This is a genomic window from Jiangella alba (genome assembly GCF_900106035.1).
In the GTDB taxonomy this organism is placed as follows: Bacteria; Actinomycetota; Actinomycetes; order Jiangellales; family Jiangellaceae; genus Jiangella; species Jiangella alba.
In genome coordinates this window covers 201391-218179 of sequence record NZ_FNUC01000001.1, presented here as the reverse complement: position 1 = coordinate 218179, position 16789 = coordinate 201391, and the positions used below count along the sequence as shown (strand labels likewise).

Genomic DNA, 16789 nt, shown 5'->3' with positions numbered 1-16789 from the left:
TATGACGTCGCAGAAGGTTGATGATCATGGAAATCAGCGGGGGACCAGGCCGGTCTCGTAGGCGGTGACGACGAGCTGGGCGCGGTCGCGGGCGCCCAGCTTGAAGAACAGCCGCGAGACGTGCGTCTTGGCGGTGAGCGGCGAGAGCACGAGGTGCTCGGCGATCTCGTGGTTGGACAGGCCGCGCCCGACCAGCGCGAGGATCTCGCGCTCGCGCGGCGTGAGGTCGGCCAGCCGGCCGTCGGACGGGGGCGAGGGAGCGGGCGGCGGCGCCTCCGCGGGCGCGGCGGCCACGTACGCCTCGATCAGCCGCTTCGTGACCCGCGGCGCCAGCAGCGCCTGGCCGTCGTGCACCAGGCGGACCGCCTCGACCAGCGCCTCGGGCTCGACGTCCTTGAGGAGGAACCCGGCGGCGCCGGCCCGCAGCGCGCCGAACACGTACTCGTCCAGCTCGAACGTCGTCAGCACGATGACCCGGACCCCGGACAGCCGCGCGTCGGCGGTGATGCGCCCGGTGGCCTCGAGCCCGTCGACGTGGGGCATGCGGACGTCCATGAGGACGACGTCGGGGACGGTCTCGACCGCCAGCCGGACCGCTTCGGCGCCGTCGACGGCCTCGCCGACCACCTCGACGTCGGGCTCGGCGTTCAACAGCGCCCGGAACCCCGCGCGCACCAGCGTCTGGTCGTCGACCAGCAGCACCCGGATGGCGGCGGTCACGCCGCGCCCACCGGCAGCGACGCCGCGACCCGCCAGCCTCCGCCGGCCCGCGGCCCGGCCTCGAACGACCCGCCGACGGCGGCGGCGCGCTCGCGCATGCCGCGCAGCCCGTTGCCGGAACCGGCGCCGGCGCCGTTGCGGCCGTCGGGCGCCGGGCCGCGGCCGCGGTCGTTCTCGACCTCGATCAGCAGCAGGTCGTCGTGGTGGGCGACCCGCACGCGGGCGGTGGTCGGCCCGGCATGGCGCAGCACGTTGGTCAGAGCCTCCTGGACGATGCGGTAGCCGGTGGCGTCGATGGCGGCCGGCAGCGCGCCGATGCCGGGGTCGAGGTCGACGTCGAGGTCGACGCCGGCCGAGCCGAGGCCGTCGCGGAGGTCCTCGATGCCGGCGAGGCCCTGCGTCGGGCGGACCGGCGCGACGACGGCCTCGGCGCCCTCGTCGCGGAGCAGGCCGAGGACGGAGCGCAGGTCGTCCAGCGACGCGCCGCTGACCCGCTTGATCTCGCGCAGCGTCGAGCGGGCCTGCTCGGGGTCGCGGTCCAGCAGGTGCGCGCCGACGCCGGCCTGCACGTTGATGGCGACCATGGCGTGCGCGACGACGTCGTGGACGTCGCGGGCGATGCGCAGCCGCTCTTCGCCGACCCGGCGCAGCGCCTCCTCCTCGCGGGTGCGCTCGGCCGACTCGGCGCGGTCGACCAGCGCCTCGGTGTAGGCGCGGCGGTCGTGCGCGGCGACGCCGAGCGCGAGCGGAATGGCGACGAACGCGAGGTTCTTCGCGGTGTCCCAGGAGACGTACCCGTGCGGGCTGTAGACCTGCAGGATCAGCACCACCAGCGGCAGCCCGAGCGCGGCGGCCACCAGCGCGGCGCGCCGGCCGCGGGCGGCGGCGAGCGTGTAGGCGCAGATCATGGCCGGCCCGGCGATGGTGACGTAGACGTGGGCGAACGACAGCACCGCGAAGATCAGCAGCATCGCCAGCGCGAGCGCCGGCACCGGCGCGCGGCGGCGCAGCAGGATCGGCAGCGACGCCAGCACGGCCGCGCCGGCGGACAGCGCGGTGAGCTCCGTGCCGGGCGTGCGGGCGATGTCGAGGAACATCACCGTGGCGCACAGCACCACCGCGAGCGCGTCGACGACGCGCTCGCGGACGGTGCCGGGCAGCAGGTTCATGGAGCTCACGGTAGACGGCGTGCGTCCGGCTCGTCGTCCTCCCGGGGGAGTACGTCAGCGCTCCGAGACGCCGATCCGGTCGTGCACCCGGCGCAGCCACATCGGGGCCCACCAGTTCCACTTGCCCATCAGGCCCATCAGCGCCGGGACCAGCAGCGAGCGGACGACGAACGCGTCGACCAGCACGCCGATCGCGGTCGCGATGCCGATCTGCTGGATGAAGGAGATCTCGCTGCTGCTGAACGCGCCGATCGCGACGGCGAGCAGCAGCGCGGCCGCGGTGACGACGGCGCCGGTGCGGCCCAGGCCGACGGCGACGGCCTCGCGCTCCGGCTCGCCGGACTCGCGCGCCTCCTTGATCCGGCCGAGCAGGAACACCCCGTAGTCGGTGGACAGCGCGAAGACGACGGCGGCGGCGATGAGGAAGTTGGTCGGCTCGATGCCGCCGTTGGGCGTGTAGCCGAGCAGGCCGGTGAGCCGTCCGTCCTGGTAGATCCAGGTGAGCGCGCCCAGCGCCACCCCGACGGTGAGCGCGTTCATCACGACCGCCTTCACCGGCAGCACGACCGACCCGGTCATCAGCCAGAGCACCAGGATCGTCAGCAGCACCAGCAGCGCGGCGGCCAGCGGCAGGCTGTCCGCGATGGCGGCCTGCTGGTCGATGAAGTCGGCGGCCGGCCCGGCGACCAGCGCGTCGACGCCGGAGTCCGCGGCCAGCTCGCGGACGTCCGTCACGACGGCGCGGGCGTCCTCGCCGGCCGGGTCGCCGGTGACCTCGAGATCGACCTGCCACACGCCGCCGCCGAGGTCGGCGGCCTCGGCCGGCGCGACCACGCCGGGCAGCCCGGACGCCTGCCGGGCCAGCTCGGCGGCGCCGTCGCCGTCGACCGCGATGGTGACGGGGGTGGTGCCGGTGCCGCCGTACTCGCCCTCGACGGTGTCGGACACGACGCGGGCGCTCTGCCCGGGCGGCACGATGGTGCCGTCGACCGGCGTCCAGGCGGTGCGCAGGGCGGGCGCGGCCAGCACGAGCATCACCGCGGCGGTCGCGACGGCGATCAGGCCGGGGCGGCGCATGACGGCGTGCGAGACGTGGTACCAGCGGCCCTCGGCACCGTCGCTCGTCCGGCGGCGGGCCAGCTTGGCGCCCCAGAGGCCGAAGATCATCGGGCTGACCACCAGCGCCGCGGCCGCCGCCACGACGGCGACGACGGCGCCGGACAGGCCCATCGAGCGCAGGAAGCCCATCGGGAACACCAGCAGCGTCGCCAGCGCGACCGCCACCGTCGCCGCCGAGAACACGACCGTGCGCCCGGCCGTCCGCATCGTCGTCAGCACCGCGCCGAGGGTCGGGCCCTGCCGGTCCAGCTCCTCGCGGTAGCGGGTCAGCAGGAAGAGCGTGTAGTCGATCGCCAGGCCGAGCCCGAGGCCGATGATGAGGTTCAGGGCGAAGACGCTGACGCCGTAGACCTGGTTGATCCCGGTCAGGGCGAGGAACGTGCCGAGCACCGTGGTGACGCCGACCGCGAGCGGCAGCACCGCGGCGCGGCCGCCGAAGACCAGCAGCGACAGCAGGATCAGCACCGGGAACGCGAACGTCTCCGCGCGGGCGAGATCCTGGCCGATCTGCTCGCCCAGCTGCACGCCGACCACCGCGCCGCCGCCGACCGTCACGCCGTCGTCGTCCGCGAACGCGTCGAGCGCCGCCCGGGCCGTGGCCTCCTCGTCCGCGTCGGCCGCCAGCGTGCCGACGACCAGCGCCGACGTCCCGTCCGGCGCCGCACCCGCGACGTCGGTCCGCGCGACGCCGTCGATGCCGGCCAGCGTGTCCGCCGCCGCCTCCACGGGGTCGTCGCCGCTGCCCGGCGGCGTCTCGACCAGCAGCACCACGCCGGGCGACGGCTGCAGCCCGGTGGCCGCCTCGATCCGCTCGACGGCACGCACCGAGTCGGCGTCGCCCGGCGCGAACCCGCCGTCGGACCGCAGCGCCCCGGCCACCGGCCCGCCGACCGCGCCGGCGACGACCACGAACAGGAACAGCGCCACCAGCGCGCGGCGCGGGTGGTCGTGCAGCGCCCGGAGGAGGCGCCGCGACGGGGTGACGGTCGGCTGGGTGAGATTCATGCCACCGACCTTCGCGGCCGCGGGGGTGCGGCCGCGTCCGGCCGGGGAAGTAACCGCGGGTGGCGCTACTCCCGCGGGCGTACACCGGCCGCAGCAGTGCGCCGCGGCTCAGCCGTGGACGACGGCGACGGGGCGGGCGGCCTGGTGCAGGACGGCCCGGCTGGTCGAGCCGAGCAGCATGCTGCGGACGTCGCCGCGGCCGCGCGAGCCGACGACGACCAGCGAGGCGTCGGCGGCGGCCTCGACGATGACGTCGGCGGGGTAGCCGGGCGTGACGACGACCGAGACCTCGGCGGTGGAGCCGGTGGCCGTGCGGGCCCGCTGCACCGCGGCGGTGACCAGTTCCTCGGTCTCGCGCTCCTCCGGCGCCGTCGTGTGGCCACGCATGCGGAACGCTCCGACGGCGACGACGCGGGCGGCGCGCAGGCGGGCCTCCGTCAGCGCGAACCGCAGCGCCGCGTCACCGAGGGGCGAGCCGTCGACGCCGACCACGATGGTGCCGTCGCCGGGGCCCTCGTGCGGCGGGACGACGACCGCCGGGCAGGTGGCGTGCGCCGCGACCCGTCCGCTCACCGAGCCCAGGACCAGCGCGCCGATGGTGCCCAGCCCGCGGGTGCCGGCCACCACCAGCCCCGCGTCCTTGGCGACGTCGAGCAGCGCCTGAGCCGGCGGGCGCAGGACGAGGAAGGTGTCGACGTCGAGGTCCGGCGCCGCGTCCTTCGCCCGCTGCCGGGCCGCGTCGAGGACCTCGGTGGCGTACGCGCGCAGCTCGTCCGACGGCGGCAGCACGGCGGCGCCGCCGAACGGCGCGGCCGCGATCGGCATCCACAACCCGTAGACGGCGTACAGCGGCGCGCCGCGCAGCTTCGCCTCGGCGACCGCCCAGTCGAGGGCGATGCCGCTGTCGGGGGATCCGTCGACGCCGACGACGATGGGCTTGCTCTGCTCGGTTGTCATGTCTCCAGGCTCGCTCAGCGAGGGCCGTCCGGCCAGGGGCGGACGGCCGCGGGCCCCGGGACCTTCGTCCCGCCGCGGCGGCTCACGCCCCGCGGAACAGCGCGACCTTGAGCACGCCGGTGTCGGCCGGGCGGGAGAAGACGTCGTAGGCGTCCTGCATCTCGTCCAGGCCGAACCGGTGCGTGACCAGGCCGGTGACGCCGAGCTGGCCGGCGGCGAGCATGCGCAGCAGGACCGGCGTGGTGGCGGTGTCGACCAGCCCGGTGGTGATGGTGAGGTCGCGGATCCAGGCCGTCTCCAGGTGCAGCGTCGCGGGCGACCCGTGCACGCCGACGTTGGCGACGTGACCGCCGGGCCGGACCAGCTCGACGCACGACTCGAACGTCGCCGGGATCCCGACCGCCTCGACGGCGACGTCCGCGCCGAGCCCGTCGGTGAGGTCGCGCACGCGGGCCAGGACGTCGTCGTCCGGGTCGAGCAGGACGTCCGCCCCGACCGCGGCCGCCGCCTGACGCCGTCCGGGCGCCGGGTCGACGGCGATGACGTGGGCCGGGCTGAACAGGCGGGCGGTGAGGATCGCCGCGAGCCCGACCGGCCCCGCACCCACCACGACCACCGTGTCGCCCGGGCGCACCCCGGCGGCCAGCACGCCGACCTCGTACGACGTCGGCAGGATGTCGGCCAGCAGGACGGCGTCCTCGTCGCTGACGTCGGCGGGCAGCTTGTAGGCGGAGGTGTCGGCGAACGGGACGCGGACCCGCTCGGCCTGGGTGCCGTCGATGCGGTGGCCGAGGATCCAGCCGCCCCCGCCGAGGCACTGGCCGTAGCGCGCCTCGCGGCAGTAGCGGCAGCGGCCGCAGGCGGAGATGCACGACACCAGGACGCGGTCGCCGGGCGCGACGGTGCGCACGTTGCTGCCGACCTCCTCGACGGTGCCGACCGCCTCGTGGCCGAGCACCCGGCCCGGCTCGGCGGTGGCGACGTCGCCCTTGAGGATGTGCAGGTCGGTGCCGCAGATCGTGACGCAGTCGACGCGGACGACGGCGTCGTCGGGGCTCTTGACGGCCGGGTCCGGGACGTCCTCCCAGGACCGGCGGCCGGGACCGTGGTAGACGAGTGCCTTCATGCCTCCAGTCCAGCCTCCGGCGGCGCCGCGGGGGAGAGGCGATGGGCCCGCCGGTCCCGGACCAACGGCCCCAGGGTGTGTCACCGTGTGACCTGACCGCCGACGACGAGGAGACCACCCCATGCGCGGAGCAGTCCTGTACGCACCCGGCGACGTACGCGTCGAGGAGCGCGCCGACCCGGTCGTCGAGCGGCCGTCCGACGCGGTCGTCCGGGTGGTGGCGTCCTGCGTGTGCGGCTCGGACCTGTGGACCTACCGCGGCGTCAGCCGCCCGTCCCGCCCGGTGCCGATGGGGCACGAGTACGTCGGCGTCGTCGAGGAGGCCGGGGCGGACGTGCGCACCGTCGCCGTCGGCGACACCGTCGTCGGGTCGTTCTTCGCGTCTGACAACACCTGCGAGATCTGCCGCGCCGGGTACCAGGCCCGCTGCGTCAACGCGGTCCCGATCGGCTCGCTCGGCGCGCAGGCGGAGTACCTGCGGGTGCCGCTGGCCGACGGCACGCTGGTGGCGACACCGGGGCCGCCGGACGACGACCTGCTGCCCTCGCTGCTGGCCGCGTCCGACGTGCTCGGCACCGGCTGGTTCGGCGCGGTCGCGGCGCAGGCGGGGCCGGGCCGCACCGTCGCGGTCGTGGGCGACGGCGCCGTCGGCCTGCTCGGCGTGCTGGCCGCGCGGCGGCTCGGCGCCGAGCGGATCATCGCGATGAGCCGGCACGCGCCTCGTCAGGCCCTGGCCCGCGAGTTCGGCGCCACCGACGTCGTGGCCGAGCGCGGCGACGAGGGCGTCGCGCGGGTGAAGGAGCTGACCGGCGGGCTCGGCGCTCACGGCGTCATCGAGGCGGTCGGCACCCAGGAGTCGATGATGCAGGCGATCCGGTCCACCCGGGCAGGCGGCCACGTCGGCTTCGTCGGCGTCTCGCACGGCGTCGAGCTGCCCGGCCGCGAGCTGTTCTTCGCCCAGGTGCACCTGCTCGGCGGCCCGGCGCCGGTGCGGCGGTTCCTGCCGGAGCTGATCGACCTCATCTGGACGCGGCAGATCGACCCCGGCCGGGTCTTCGACCGGACGCTCCCGCTCGACGACGCGGCCGAGGCGTACCGGGCCATGGACGAGCGGACGGCCGTCAAGGTGCTCTTGCGCCCCTGACGCCTGTGGTGTGCAATATATTGCATGCCCATCCCGCGGGGAGAACCCGCGATCGGCCGCCGGCTGCTGCGCGACGACGTCTACGGACGGCTGCGCGAGGCGATCGTCGGCGGCGTGCTGGCGCCCGGTGAGCAGCTGCGCGACGCCGAGCTCGCGGCCTGGCTCGGGGTCAGCCGGACGCCGGTGCGCGAGGCGCTGCTGCGGCTGGCCGAGGCCGGGCTGGTCGTCGCGAAGCCGGGCCGCTCGACCGTGGTGAGCCCGCTGGACGTGCGCGACCTGCGCGACGCGCGCGACGTGGTCGCGGCGCTGCACGAGGTGGCCGTCCGCGCCGCCGTCGCCGGCCTGACCACGTCCGACCTCACCGCGATGAGCGCCGCCAACGACCGGTTCCGGGCGGCGGTCCGCGACGGCGACGTCGAGGCCGCGCTGCGCGCCGACGACGACCTGCACGCCGTCCCCGTCGCCGTCGCCGCGAACCGCGCGCTGGCCGCCGTCCTCGAGACGTACACACCGGTGCTGCGCCGGGCCGAGCGGCTGCGCTTCTCCACGCTGGCCGGGCGCGCGTCCGTCGCCCGGCACGACGAGCTGATCGGGCTGTGCGCCGCCGGCGACGCCGAGCGCGCGGCGGCCGTCGCGTTCGACACCTGGCACAGCCTGCCGACCACCGAGGAGTGACCATGGCCCTGAGCGACTTCCCCCGCCACCCGCTGACCTTCGGGCCCAGCCCCGTCCACCCGATGCCGCGGCTGACGGCGCACCTCGGCGGCGCCGCCGTCTGGGCCAAGCGCGAGGACTGCAACGCCGGCCTCGCCTACGGCGGCAACAAGACCCGCAAGCTGGAGTACATCGTCCCCGACGCGCTGGCCCAGGGCGCCGACACGCTGGTGTCGATCGGCGGCTACCAGTCCAACCACACCCGCCAGGTGGCCGCCGTCGCCGCGTCGCTCGGGCTGAAGGCCGTGCTGGTGCAGGAGAGCTGGGTCGACTGGCCCGACCCGCTGAACGACCGCGTCGGCAACATCATGCTCAGCCGCATCATGGGCGCCGAGGTGCGGCTCGACCCTGCCGGGTTCGGCATCGGGTTCAAGCAGTCGTGGACCCGCGCCATCGAGGACGTGACGGCGCGCGGCGGGCGGCCGTACCCGATCCCGGCCGGCGCGTCGGACCACCGGCTCGGCGGGCTCGGGTTCGCCCACTGGGCGTACGAGGTCGAGGCCCAGGAGCGTGAGCTGGGCGTCTTCTTCGACACCGTCGTGGTCTGCGCGGTCACCGGCTCCACCCAGGCCGGCATGATCGCCGGGTTCGCCGCGCTGGAGGAGGCCGGCGGGCGGCCGCGCCGGGTCGTCGGCATCGACGCCAGCGCCACGCTCGACGAGACGCGCGACCAGGTGGCCCGCATCGCCCGCGCCACCGCCGAGCTGATCGGGGTGGCCCGGCCGCTGCGCGACGACGAGATCACCGTCCTGCCCGGCTGGGCCGGCGACCGGTACGGCGTGCCGGTGGAGTCGACGCTCGACGCGATCCGGCTCACCGGCCGGCTCGAGGGGGTCATCCTCGACCCCGTCTACGAGGGCAAGTCGATGGCCGGGCTGGTCGACCTCGTGACCAGCGGCGACATCCCGGGCGACGCGACCGTCCTCTACGCGCACCTCGGTGGCCAGCCGGCGCTGAACGCGTATAGCGGGCTGTTCACCCACTAGCGGCGGCGAACCGCCGGGCCAGCGCCGCGCAGGCGGCCCGCAGCTCGGGCGGGCCGACCACCTCGACGTCCGCGTCGAACCGGGCGACGTTCGCGGCCAGGCCGATCCAGGACCACGCGCCCAGCGTCAGCCGGCACCGGTCCGGCCCGGCGGGCTCGACCACGCCGTCGTGGACGTACGGCGCGACCTCGGCGGCGGGGAGGTCCAGCAGCACCTCGCCGCGGCACGGCCAGCCGGCGTCGCCGCCGCGGAACCGGGCGGTGACGAACGCGGCGACGTCGCCGCCGGGGACCTCGCGCGGGGTGAACCGCGGGCCGGTCGGCACCCGCGGCGTCACGCGGTCGGCACGGAACACCCGCCAGTCGTCCCGGTCCAGGTCCCACGCGACGAGGTACCAGCGGCCGCCGCGGGCGACGAGGTGGTGCGGCTGGACCCGGCGCCGCGTGCCGTCGTGGTCGAAGCGCAGCTCCTCGCGGGCCCGGATCGCCGCCGTCAGGGCGACCAGCACGTCCGGGTCGGCCGGGTTCCGCGTCGCGCCGTCCACCGTGACCTGCACCGCGTCGACCCGGTGCCGTAGCCGCGCCGGCAGCAGCTGCCGGACGGTCGTCAGCGCGCGGGCGGCGTCGGCCGCGACGTCGGCGCCGCTGGCCGCCGCCAGCCGCAGCGCGACCGCGAGCGCCACCGCCTGCCCGTCGTCGAACAGCAGCGGCGGCAGGTCGGCGCCCGCGTCGAGCCGGTAGCCGCCGTCCGGGCCCTTGATCGCCAGGATGGGGTAGCCCAGCTCGCGCAGCCGGTCGACGTCGCGGCGGACGGTGCGCTCGCTGACGTCCAGCCGGCCGGCCAGCAGCGGCCCCGGCCAGTCGCGGCGCGCCTGCAGCAGCGACAACAGCGCGAGCAGCCGGGCCGACGTCGTGGACATGGGCCCATCCTGCCGCAAGTAGCGGACACATCCTGTCCGCTACCGCTGCCACGCTGCCGTCATGACGCAGAACCAGACGACCACGTCCACCCTCGACGCCGAGCGGGCCGCCCTGCTCGGCCAGCTCGCGGCCGCCCGCGCCGCGCTGCTGACCACCGTCCGCGGGCTCACCGACGCGCAGGCCGCCGAGCGGCCGGCCGTCAGCGCGCTCTGCCTCGGCGGGCTGGTCAAGCACGTCACCGCGATGGAGGAGAGCTGGCTGCGCTTCGTCGTCGAGGGCCCGTCGGCGATGACCTACGACCTGCCCGACGGCGTCACCTGGGCCGACCTCGCGGCCGGGACCGCGCGGGAGGTCCCGCGGTGGTCGCTCGACCACGCCGACGCCTTCCGGCTGCTGCCCGGCGAGACGCTGGCCGGCGTCGTCGAGCGGTACGAGCGGGTCGCCGCCGGGACCGAGCGGACCGTCGCCGCCGTCGACGACCTCTCCGCCGCGCACCCGCTGCCGGACGCGCCGTGGAACCCGCCCGGCGCGTCGCGCAGCGTCCGCGGCGTGCTGCTGCACCTGATCGCCGAGACGGCGCAGCACGCCGGGCACGCGGACCTTCTCCGCGAGTCGCTGGACGGCCAGACGTCGAGCTGACGCGGCCGTTGTCAGTGCCGGGCGGCAGGATGAGCGTGTGCAGCCTGTCGTGGTCCCGTCGCCTGACGGCTCGGTGCGCGTCGACGGCCGGCGGGTCGCGCTCGGCGAGCTGCCCTCCGTCGTCGCGTCGGCCGGCGCCGCCGCGCGCTGGACCTGGGACGACACCAACCGGTGGTATCCCGGGCTGCTGGCCGCCGGGGTCCGGGTCGACCGCTCCCACGACCTCCGGCTGGCGCACCGCATCCTGCGCGGGTCGGCGCTGGCGGCGTGGCCCGGGCCCGCCGACGCGCCGCCCGGGCCGTGGGACACCCTGCCGCCCGCGCCGCTGACGCCCGCCGACGAGCCGGCCATGCTGTTCGCCGCGCCCGGTCCGTCGTCGGGGCCGGCGGAGGGGCCCGACCCGCTCGCAGAGCTGGCGGTGCAGGACGCCGTCGTGGCCGCGTCGCCGTCGGCCGGGCGGCTGCGGCTGCTGCTGGCGGCCGAGTCGGCGGGCGCGCTGGCCGCCGTCGAGATGTACCACGCGGGGCTGCCGTGGCTGGCCGACGTCCACGACGCCGTCCTCACCGAGACGCTCGGGCCGCGGCCGCGGCTGGGGGAGCGGCCGGCCCGGCTGGAGGAGCTGGCGCAGCTCATTCGAGGCGCGCTCGACGCGCCGGCCAGCCTCAACCCCGACTCGCCGCAGGACCTTCTGCGGGCGCTGCAACGGGCCGGCGTGGGCGCCCGCACGCTGCGCAAGTGGGAGCTCGAGAAGCTCGACCATCCCGTCGTCGAGCCGCTGCTGGAGTACAAGTCGCTGTACCGGCTGCTGACGGCGAACGGCTGGGCCTGGCTCGAGGCGTGGGTGCGCGAGGGCCGGTTCCGCAGCGAGTACGTCGTCGGCGGCGTCGTCACCGGCCGGTGGGCGTCCAGCGGCGGCGGCGCGCTGCAGCTGCCCAAGAGCGTCCGCCGGGCGGTCGTCGCCGACCCCGGCTGGACCTTCGTCGTCGCCGACGCCGCCCAGCTCGAGCCGCGCGTGCTGGCCGCCATGGCCGGCGACGACGCCATGGCGGCGGCCGGTCGCGGTCCCGACGGCCGGGGCGCCGACATGTACGCCGGCATCGTCGCGTCCGGGGCGGTGCCGACCCGCGAGCTGGCGAAGGTCGGCATGCTCGGCGCCATGTACGGCGGCACCACCGGGTCCAGCGGCCAGGTGCTGCCGCGGCTGGCGAAGACGTTCCCGCGCTCGCTGGCGTTCGTCGACGAGGCGGCGCGGGCGGGGGAGCGCGGCGAGATCGTCACCACCCACCTCGGCCGGTCGTCGCCGCTGCCGGGCGCCACCTGGCACGAGGCGCAGTCCGGCGCCTACCAGGACGACGCCGGCGACGACGACGTCGCTCGCGCGCGGTCGTACGCTCGGTCGTGGGGGCGGTTCACCCGCAACTTCGTCGTCCAGGGGACGGCGGCCGAGTGGGCGCTGTGCTGGATCGCCTCCATCCGGCGGCGGCTGTGGGCGCTCGGACCCGCCGATGTCTCCGCCGGCCTCGTGCCGCCCCCGTTCGACGCCCGCCCCCACCTCGTCTTCTTCGTGCACGACGAGATCGTGGTGCACACCCCGGCCGCGCTCGCCGACGCGGTGGCGGCCGAGGTCCAGGCCGCGGCCGCCGAAGCCGGCCGCCTCCTCTTCGGCGACTTCCCCGTCCAGTTCCCCCTCAGCGTCGCCGTCGCCCCCTCCTACGCCGACGCGAAGTGATGTCCGGCCCGATGGAACGTCAAATCCTCAGTCGACGCTGCGGCAGATCCTCAGTCTAGGTAGCGGCAGAACGGCAGGACACCTCCTGGCAGATCGTTGTCGATCCTAGTCAGAGTCGATATGCTCGCCACCATGCCGGCAGACATCACAGCTTTCGAGGGAGTGCGTCCTCGACGGGCTGCCGAGGCGGTACGCATCGCCCTGGACGAGGCGCGCGTCGTGCTCGTGCAAGGTGCGCGCCAAGCCGGCAAGAGCACGCTCATGCGGATCATCACGCGGGAGAACCCTGACGCGACTGCACGCACTCTCGATGATCCGGACATGCGGGCGGCAGCTGCGGCCGATCCCAAGAGCTTCGTCGACGTGCCTGGCATGCTCGCCATCGATGAGATCCAGCGAGTGCCCGAGCTGCTGCTGGCGATCAAGGCCGACGTGGACGAACGACCACGCCGAGGACGTTTCCTCCTGACCGGTTCGGCTCGTGTCTTCGCGCTCAAGTCGGTCCCTGACGCGCTCCCAGGGCGCGTCCGGACGGTCGAGCTCTGGCCCTTCTCCCAGGGCGAGATCGACCAAGCCGCCGACGGATTCGTCGACGCGGTGTTCGAGCACGGGCCGAAACTGCGGCACTCCACCAGGCTCACCCGCGGCGCCTACGCGGAGCGCCTGGTGCGGGGCGGGTTTCCGGAGGTGGTCACTCTCGCTCGCCCGGCCAGTCGCCGCCGATACTTCAACGCGTATATCGACAACCTCATCGAACGCGAGATCACCGAGATCGGCGAGATCGAACGTCTTCCCGAACTGCACATCGTGCTGCGCCTGCTCGCAGCACGCGCGGGCTCGCTGCTGGTCATGGATCCCATTGCCAGTGACGCTCGCGTCGCCGCGGCAACCGCACGCCGCTACGTGACCTTGCTCGAGCAGGTCTTCCTCGTCAAGCGCCTCCCCTCCTGGTCGAGGAACGTCAGTGCGCGGGCGACGGCAGCCCCGAAGATCTTCTTCGTGGACTCGGGCGTTGCCGCACATCTGCTCAATCAAACCGCTGAGAAGCTTCTCGAGCCGACGAACAACGCGTTCGGTCCGCTGCTGGAGAGCTTCGTCGCCTCCGAGATCTCGCGCCAGCTCAGCTGGAACGACGAACCGATCGAGCTGTCCCACTACCGCACCCGAGACAAGGTCGAGGTGGACCTCGTCCTCGAGCATCCGCACCGAGGCGTGGTCGGTGTCGAGGTCAAGGCGGCGGCCACCGTCCGACAAGACGACTTCCGTGGGCTCAGACACCTTGCGGAGCGGGTCGGTCATGACTTCGTCGTCGGGATCGTGCTCTATTCGGGGCACCAGACACTGTCGTTCGGGCCGAACTTGATCGCGATGCCGACGAGTGCGCTCTGGGAGCTCGAGCCCTGACCGGGCCGAGTTGACTCGACCCGCTGGTGCACTCGCCGGCCGGCGGGCTGGTGGTTCCGCATGCGCACTGGCATGCCCACCGCCGCGCCCAGCGTCGTCTGCGGGCAACTCGAGAAGCCGGCTGATCACAACCACAAGGAACGGGTACCGCTGAGCCGTGCCCCGTCGCGAGGAGGCTCGACGCCATGGCTGAGGTGCTGTACCGGATCGGGCGGTTCGCCGCCCGGCGCGCGTGGCCGGTCGTGGCCGGGTGGGTGCTGGTGCTGGTCGCGGCCGGTGTCGCGTACGCCGTCGCCGGTGGGACGCTGAGCAGCGCGATCACCATCCCCGGCACGCCGACACAGCGGGTGTCGGACCGGCTGGCGGAGGAGCTGCCGGACGCGAGCGGCGGCACCGCCAACGTCGTCTTCCACACCGGCGACGGGGCGGCGTTCACCGACGACCAGCGGGCGGGCGTCAGCGCCGCGCTGGCCCGCGCGGGCGAGGTCGACGGCGTGCGGGCGGTCGTCGACCCGTTCACCAGCGCCGAGCAGCGCGCCGCCCAGGAGCAGCAGGTCCGCGACGGCCTGGCGCAGCTGGATGCCGCGACGGAGCAGGCTCGCCAGGCGGGCACGCTGGCGCAGGCGCAGCCCCAGCTCGACGCGCAACGCCGGCAGCTGGAGCTGGCCGCCGCACAGCTGGACCTCGCCGCCGGCGTCCGCACGGTGTCGGAGGACGGCTCGGTCGCCGTCGGCGTCGTCGTGTTCGACCAGCCGATCTTCAGCGTCACGACGCAGACCAAGGACGCCGTGCTGGACGCCATCGGCGCCGAGCCGATCGACGGCGTCCAGGTCGACTACGCGGCGGAGCTGGTGCAGAACGCCGACGACCTCGCCGGCCCGGCCGAGGTCGTCGGCCTGGCGGTCGCCGCGGTCGTGCTCGTCGTCATGCTCGGCACGGTGGTCGCGGCCGGGCTGCCGATCCTCACCGCGCTGATCGGCGTCGGCATCGCGTCGCTGGGCGCGCTGGCGTTCTCGGGCGTGGTCGAGATGATCACCGTGACACCGATTCTCGGCGTGATGCTCGGGCTCGCGGTCGGCATCGACTACTCGCTGTTCATCCTCAACCGGCACCGCCGCCAGCTGCGCGAAGGGATGGAGCTCGAGGAGTCGATCGGCCTCGCGAACGGCACCTCCGGCAACGCCGTCGTCTTCGCTGGCAGCACCGTCGTCATCGCGCTGGTGGCGCTGAACGTCACCGGCATCGGCTTCCTCGGCCTGATGGGGACGGTCGCCGCGGTCGCCGTCGTCGTGGCCGTGCTGATCGCGGTGACGCTGACGCCGGCGCTGCTCTCGCTGATCGGGCGGCGGGTGCTGCCGCGCCGGGCCCGCCGCCCGGACGCCGCCGCGGCCCGGCCCGACGACGTGCGCCCGATGCGGACGTCGCGCGCGGTGGCCGGGCTGGTGCTCGGCGTGCTGGCGCTGGCCGTCGTCGCGATCCCGGCGGCGTCGATGCGGCTGGGGCTGCCGGACGGGTCGTCGGAGCCGGAGGACTCGACGCAGTACCGCGCCTACACGGTGGCGGCCGACGCGTTCGGCGCCGGGGTGAACGGCCCGCTGGTGGTGGTCGCCGACCTCCCCGCGGACGTCGACGAGGCGGCCCGCGCCGAGCTGACCGTCGCCGTCGCCCGGCAGCTGAGCGCGCAGGACGACGTCGTCGCGGTGGCCCCGATCGGCGTGTCGGACTCCGGGACCGTCGCCGCCTTCCAGGTGGTTCCGGCCGGTGGCCCGAGCAGCGTGTCGACGGAGGACCTCGTGCACCGGCTGCGCGACCTCCCGCTGGAGGACGCGCCCGGTGTCGCGCTGGCGGTCGCCGGCCAGGCCAGCGCGAACATCGACATCTCCGACCAGCTCGCCGACGCGCTGCCGGTGTACCTGGCCGTGGTGATCGGGCTGTCGCTGCTGATTCTGCTGGTGGTGTTCCGGTCGCTGCTGGTGCCGGTCATCGCGACCGGCGGGTTCGTGCTGTCGGTGCTCGCCGCGTTCGGCGGTGTGGTCGCGATCTACCAGTGGGGCTGGCTGGGCTCGGTCTTCGGCGTGCACGACGCGGGGCCGGTGCTGAGCTTCCTGCCGATCCTGCTGGTGGGCGTGCTGTTCGGGCTGGCCATGGACTACCAGCTGTTCCTGGTGTCGGGCATGCGCGAGGCGTACGTGCACGGCGAGCCGGCCCGCCTGGCGGTGGCCCGCGGCCTGCGCGCCGGCCGGGCCGTTGTGACGGCGGCGGCGATCATCATGATCTCCGTCTTCGGCGGGTTCGTCTTCTCGCACCTGGCGATGGTCCGGCCGATCGGGTTCGGCCTCGCCTTCGGCGTGCTGGTCGACGCGTTCGTCGTGCGGATGACGCTGGTGCCGGCCCTGATGCACCTGGCCGGGAACGCCGCGTGGTGGCTCCCGCGCTGGCTGGACCGCCTCCTGCCGAACGCCGACGTCGAGGGCGCGGCCCTGGAACGGCGGCACACCCCCGCCGCCCTGCCGGAGGACCAGGAGGCGGCGGACGACGCGGAGGCCGGCGCGGCGGCCGCTCAGGCCGGCCAGACGGGCGACCGGCCCAGGTAGGCGACCAACTGGTCCAGCCGCGACCCTCCCTCCCACGGCACCACCGGCCCGAACGCCGCACCCGGCACCACCCTCACAGGCCCGGCCGGGACGACGGCGGCCACGGCGTGGGCGGCGTCGAGGACGTCGTCGTCGAACGTCACCTCGGCGCCGAGCGTCTTCGCGACGTCCCAGGCGTGCACCACGTAGTCGACCAGGTGGAAGCTGACGGCCTGCTCGGCGGGGAACGGCTCGGGACGGAACTCGGGCAGCGGGAACGCGCGCTCGGGCACGCCGTCGGCGGCGAAGGCGGCGATGACGTGGTCGGCGGACTCGAGGTAGGCGCGGACCGGGTCGTCGCCGAGGGACAACAGCTTCCAGGTGGCGGGGTCGGCGTCGCCGCGCGAGGCGGCCGCGAACCCGTAGTGCTGCGTCGTCATGTGCGCCAGCAGGCCGTACAGCGTCCAGCCGAGGCACGGGGTGGGCTTGGAGAGGTCGGCGGCGGTGGCCGTGGCGACCAGCTCGGCGCTGGCCCGGACCGCCCGGGCGTCGAGGTCGATGATGTGCATGCGCTGATCGTACGC

The 16789-nt window shown here is 75.0% G+C and carries 14 protein-coding genes; 7 read left to right on the top strand and 7 right to left on the bottom strand.

The genetic code is table 11. The annotated features are described in order from the left end of the window. Positions 1–33: 33 nt before the first annotated feature. From BLV02_RS01145 to BLV02_RS01125, 5 genes are all read right to left on the bottom strand, one after another. The gene (locus BLV02_RS01145) at positions 34–720 is read right to left on the bottom strand and encodes a response regulator (RefSeq protein ID WP_216094198.1); all 687 of its coding nucleotides are present in this window, start codon (positions 718–720) and stop codon (positions 34–36) included. Next, a complete protein-coding gene (locus BLV02_RS01140; protein ID WP_083288586.1) occupies positions 717–1889 on the bottom strand; it encodes a sensor histidine kinase in 1173 nt (390 codons plus the stop codon). Before BLV02_RS01140 ends, BLV02_RS01145 begins: the two co-directional genes overlap by 4 nt. Before the next feature lie 54 nt (positions 1890–1943). After that, positions 1944–4013, bottom strand: coding sequence for an MMPL family transporter (locus tag BLV02_RS01135; protein ID WP_069111240.1), 2070 nt, complete (start codon positions 4011–4013; stop codon positions 1944–1946). A gap of 108 nt (positions 4014–4121) precedes the next feature. After that, a complete protein-coding gene (locus BLV02_RS01130; RefSeq protein ID WP_069111239.1) occupies positions 4122–4970 on the bottom strand; it encodes a universal stress protein in 849 nt (282 codons plus the stop codon). An 82-nt stretch (positions 4971–5052) separates the two neighbouring features. Continuing rightward, entirely contained in the window at positions 5053–6096 is a 1044-nt protein-coding gene (locus tag BLV02_RS01125) for an alcohol dehydrogenase catalytic domain-containing protein (protein WP_069111238.1), read from the bottom strand. Positions 6097–6217: 121 nt separating this feature from the next. Between BLV02_RS01125 and BLV02_RS01120 the strand changes: the two genes are divergently transcribed. From BLV02_RS01120 to BLV02_RS01110, 3 genes are read left to right on the top strand one after another with little or no spacing between them, the layout of a single operon-like run. After that, a complete protein-coding gene (locus BLV02_RS01120; protein WP_069111237.1) occupies positions 6218–7240 on the top strand; it encodes a zinc-dependent alcohol dehydrogenase family protein in 1023 nt (340 codons plus the stop codon). A gap of 24 nt (positions 7241–7264) precedes the next feature. Then, positions 7265–7915: a GntR family transcriptional regulator gene (locus BLV02_RS01115; protein WP_069111236.1), complete on the top strand. Its 651-nt coding sequence runs from the start codon at positions 7265–7267 to the stop codon at positions 7913–7915. A 2-nt stretch (positions 7916–7917) separates the two neighbouring features. Further along, on the top strand, positions 7918–8940 hold the full coding sequence (locus BLV02_RS01110) for a 1-aminocyclopropane-1-carboxylate deaminase (RefSeq protein WP_069111235.1): 1023 nt from the start codon (positions 7918–7920) through the stop codon (positions 8938–8940). Here the strand turns inward: BLV02_RS01110 and BLV02_RS01105 are convergent. Then, positions 8930–9859 carry a helix-turn-helix transcriptional regulator gene (locus tag BLV02_RS01105; protein ID WP_069111234.1) on the bottom strand — a complete coding sequence of 310 codons (930 nt, stop codon included), beginning with the start codon at positions 9857–9859 and terminating at the stop codon, positions 8930–8932. The genes BLV02_RS01110 and BLV02_RS01105 overlap by 11 nt on opposite strands. A 61-nt stretch (positions 9860–9920) precedes the next feature. Here BLV02_RS01105 and BLV02_RS01100 point away from each other — a divergent pair, with 61 nt between their 5' ends. The 4 genes from BLV02_RS01100 (at position 9921) to BLV02_RS01085 (ending at position 16226) form a co-directional block, all read left to right on the top strand. Continuing rightward, positions 9921–10499 (top strand): DinB family protein, encoded by a 579-nt coding sequence (locus tag BLV02_RS01100; RefSeq protein ID WP_069111233.1) that lies wholly within the window; start codon positions 9921–9923, stop codon positions 10497–10499. Between the two features lie 37 nt (positions 10500–10536). Continuing rightward, a complete protein-coding gene (locus BLV02_RS01095; protein WP_083288585.1) occupies positions 10537–12228 on the top strand; it encodes a bifunctional 3'-5' exonuclease/DNA polymerase in 1692 nt (563 codons plus the stop codon). 132 nt (positions 12229–12360) lie between these two features. Continuing rightward, a complete protein-coding gene (locus BLV02_RS01090) occupies positions 12361–13632 on the top strand; it encodes an ATP-binding protein (RefSeq protein ID WP_069111539.1) in 1272 nt (423 codons plus the stop codon). A gap of 185 nt (positions 13633–13817) precedes the next feature. Further along, positions 13818–16226, top strand: a complete 2409-nt coding sequence (locus tag BLV02_RS01085) for an MMPL family transporter (RefSeq protein ID WP_069111232.1) — start codon at positions 13818–13820, stop codon at positions 16224–16226. Here the strand turns inward: BLV02_RS01085 and BLV02_RS01080 are convergent. Beyond that, entirely contained in the window at positions 16193–16774 is a 582-nt protein-coding gene (locus BLV02_RS01080) for a TIGR03086 family metal-binding protein (RefSeq protein WP_069111231.1), read from the bottom strand. The two genes, BLV02_RS01085 and BLV02_RS01080, sit on opposite strands and share 34 nt — an antisense overlap. Positions 16775–16789: the final 15 nt, after the last annotated feature.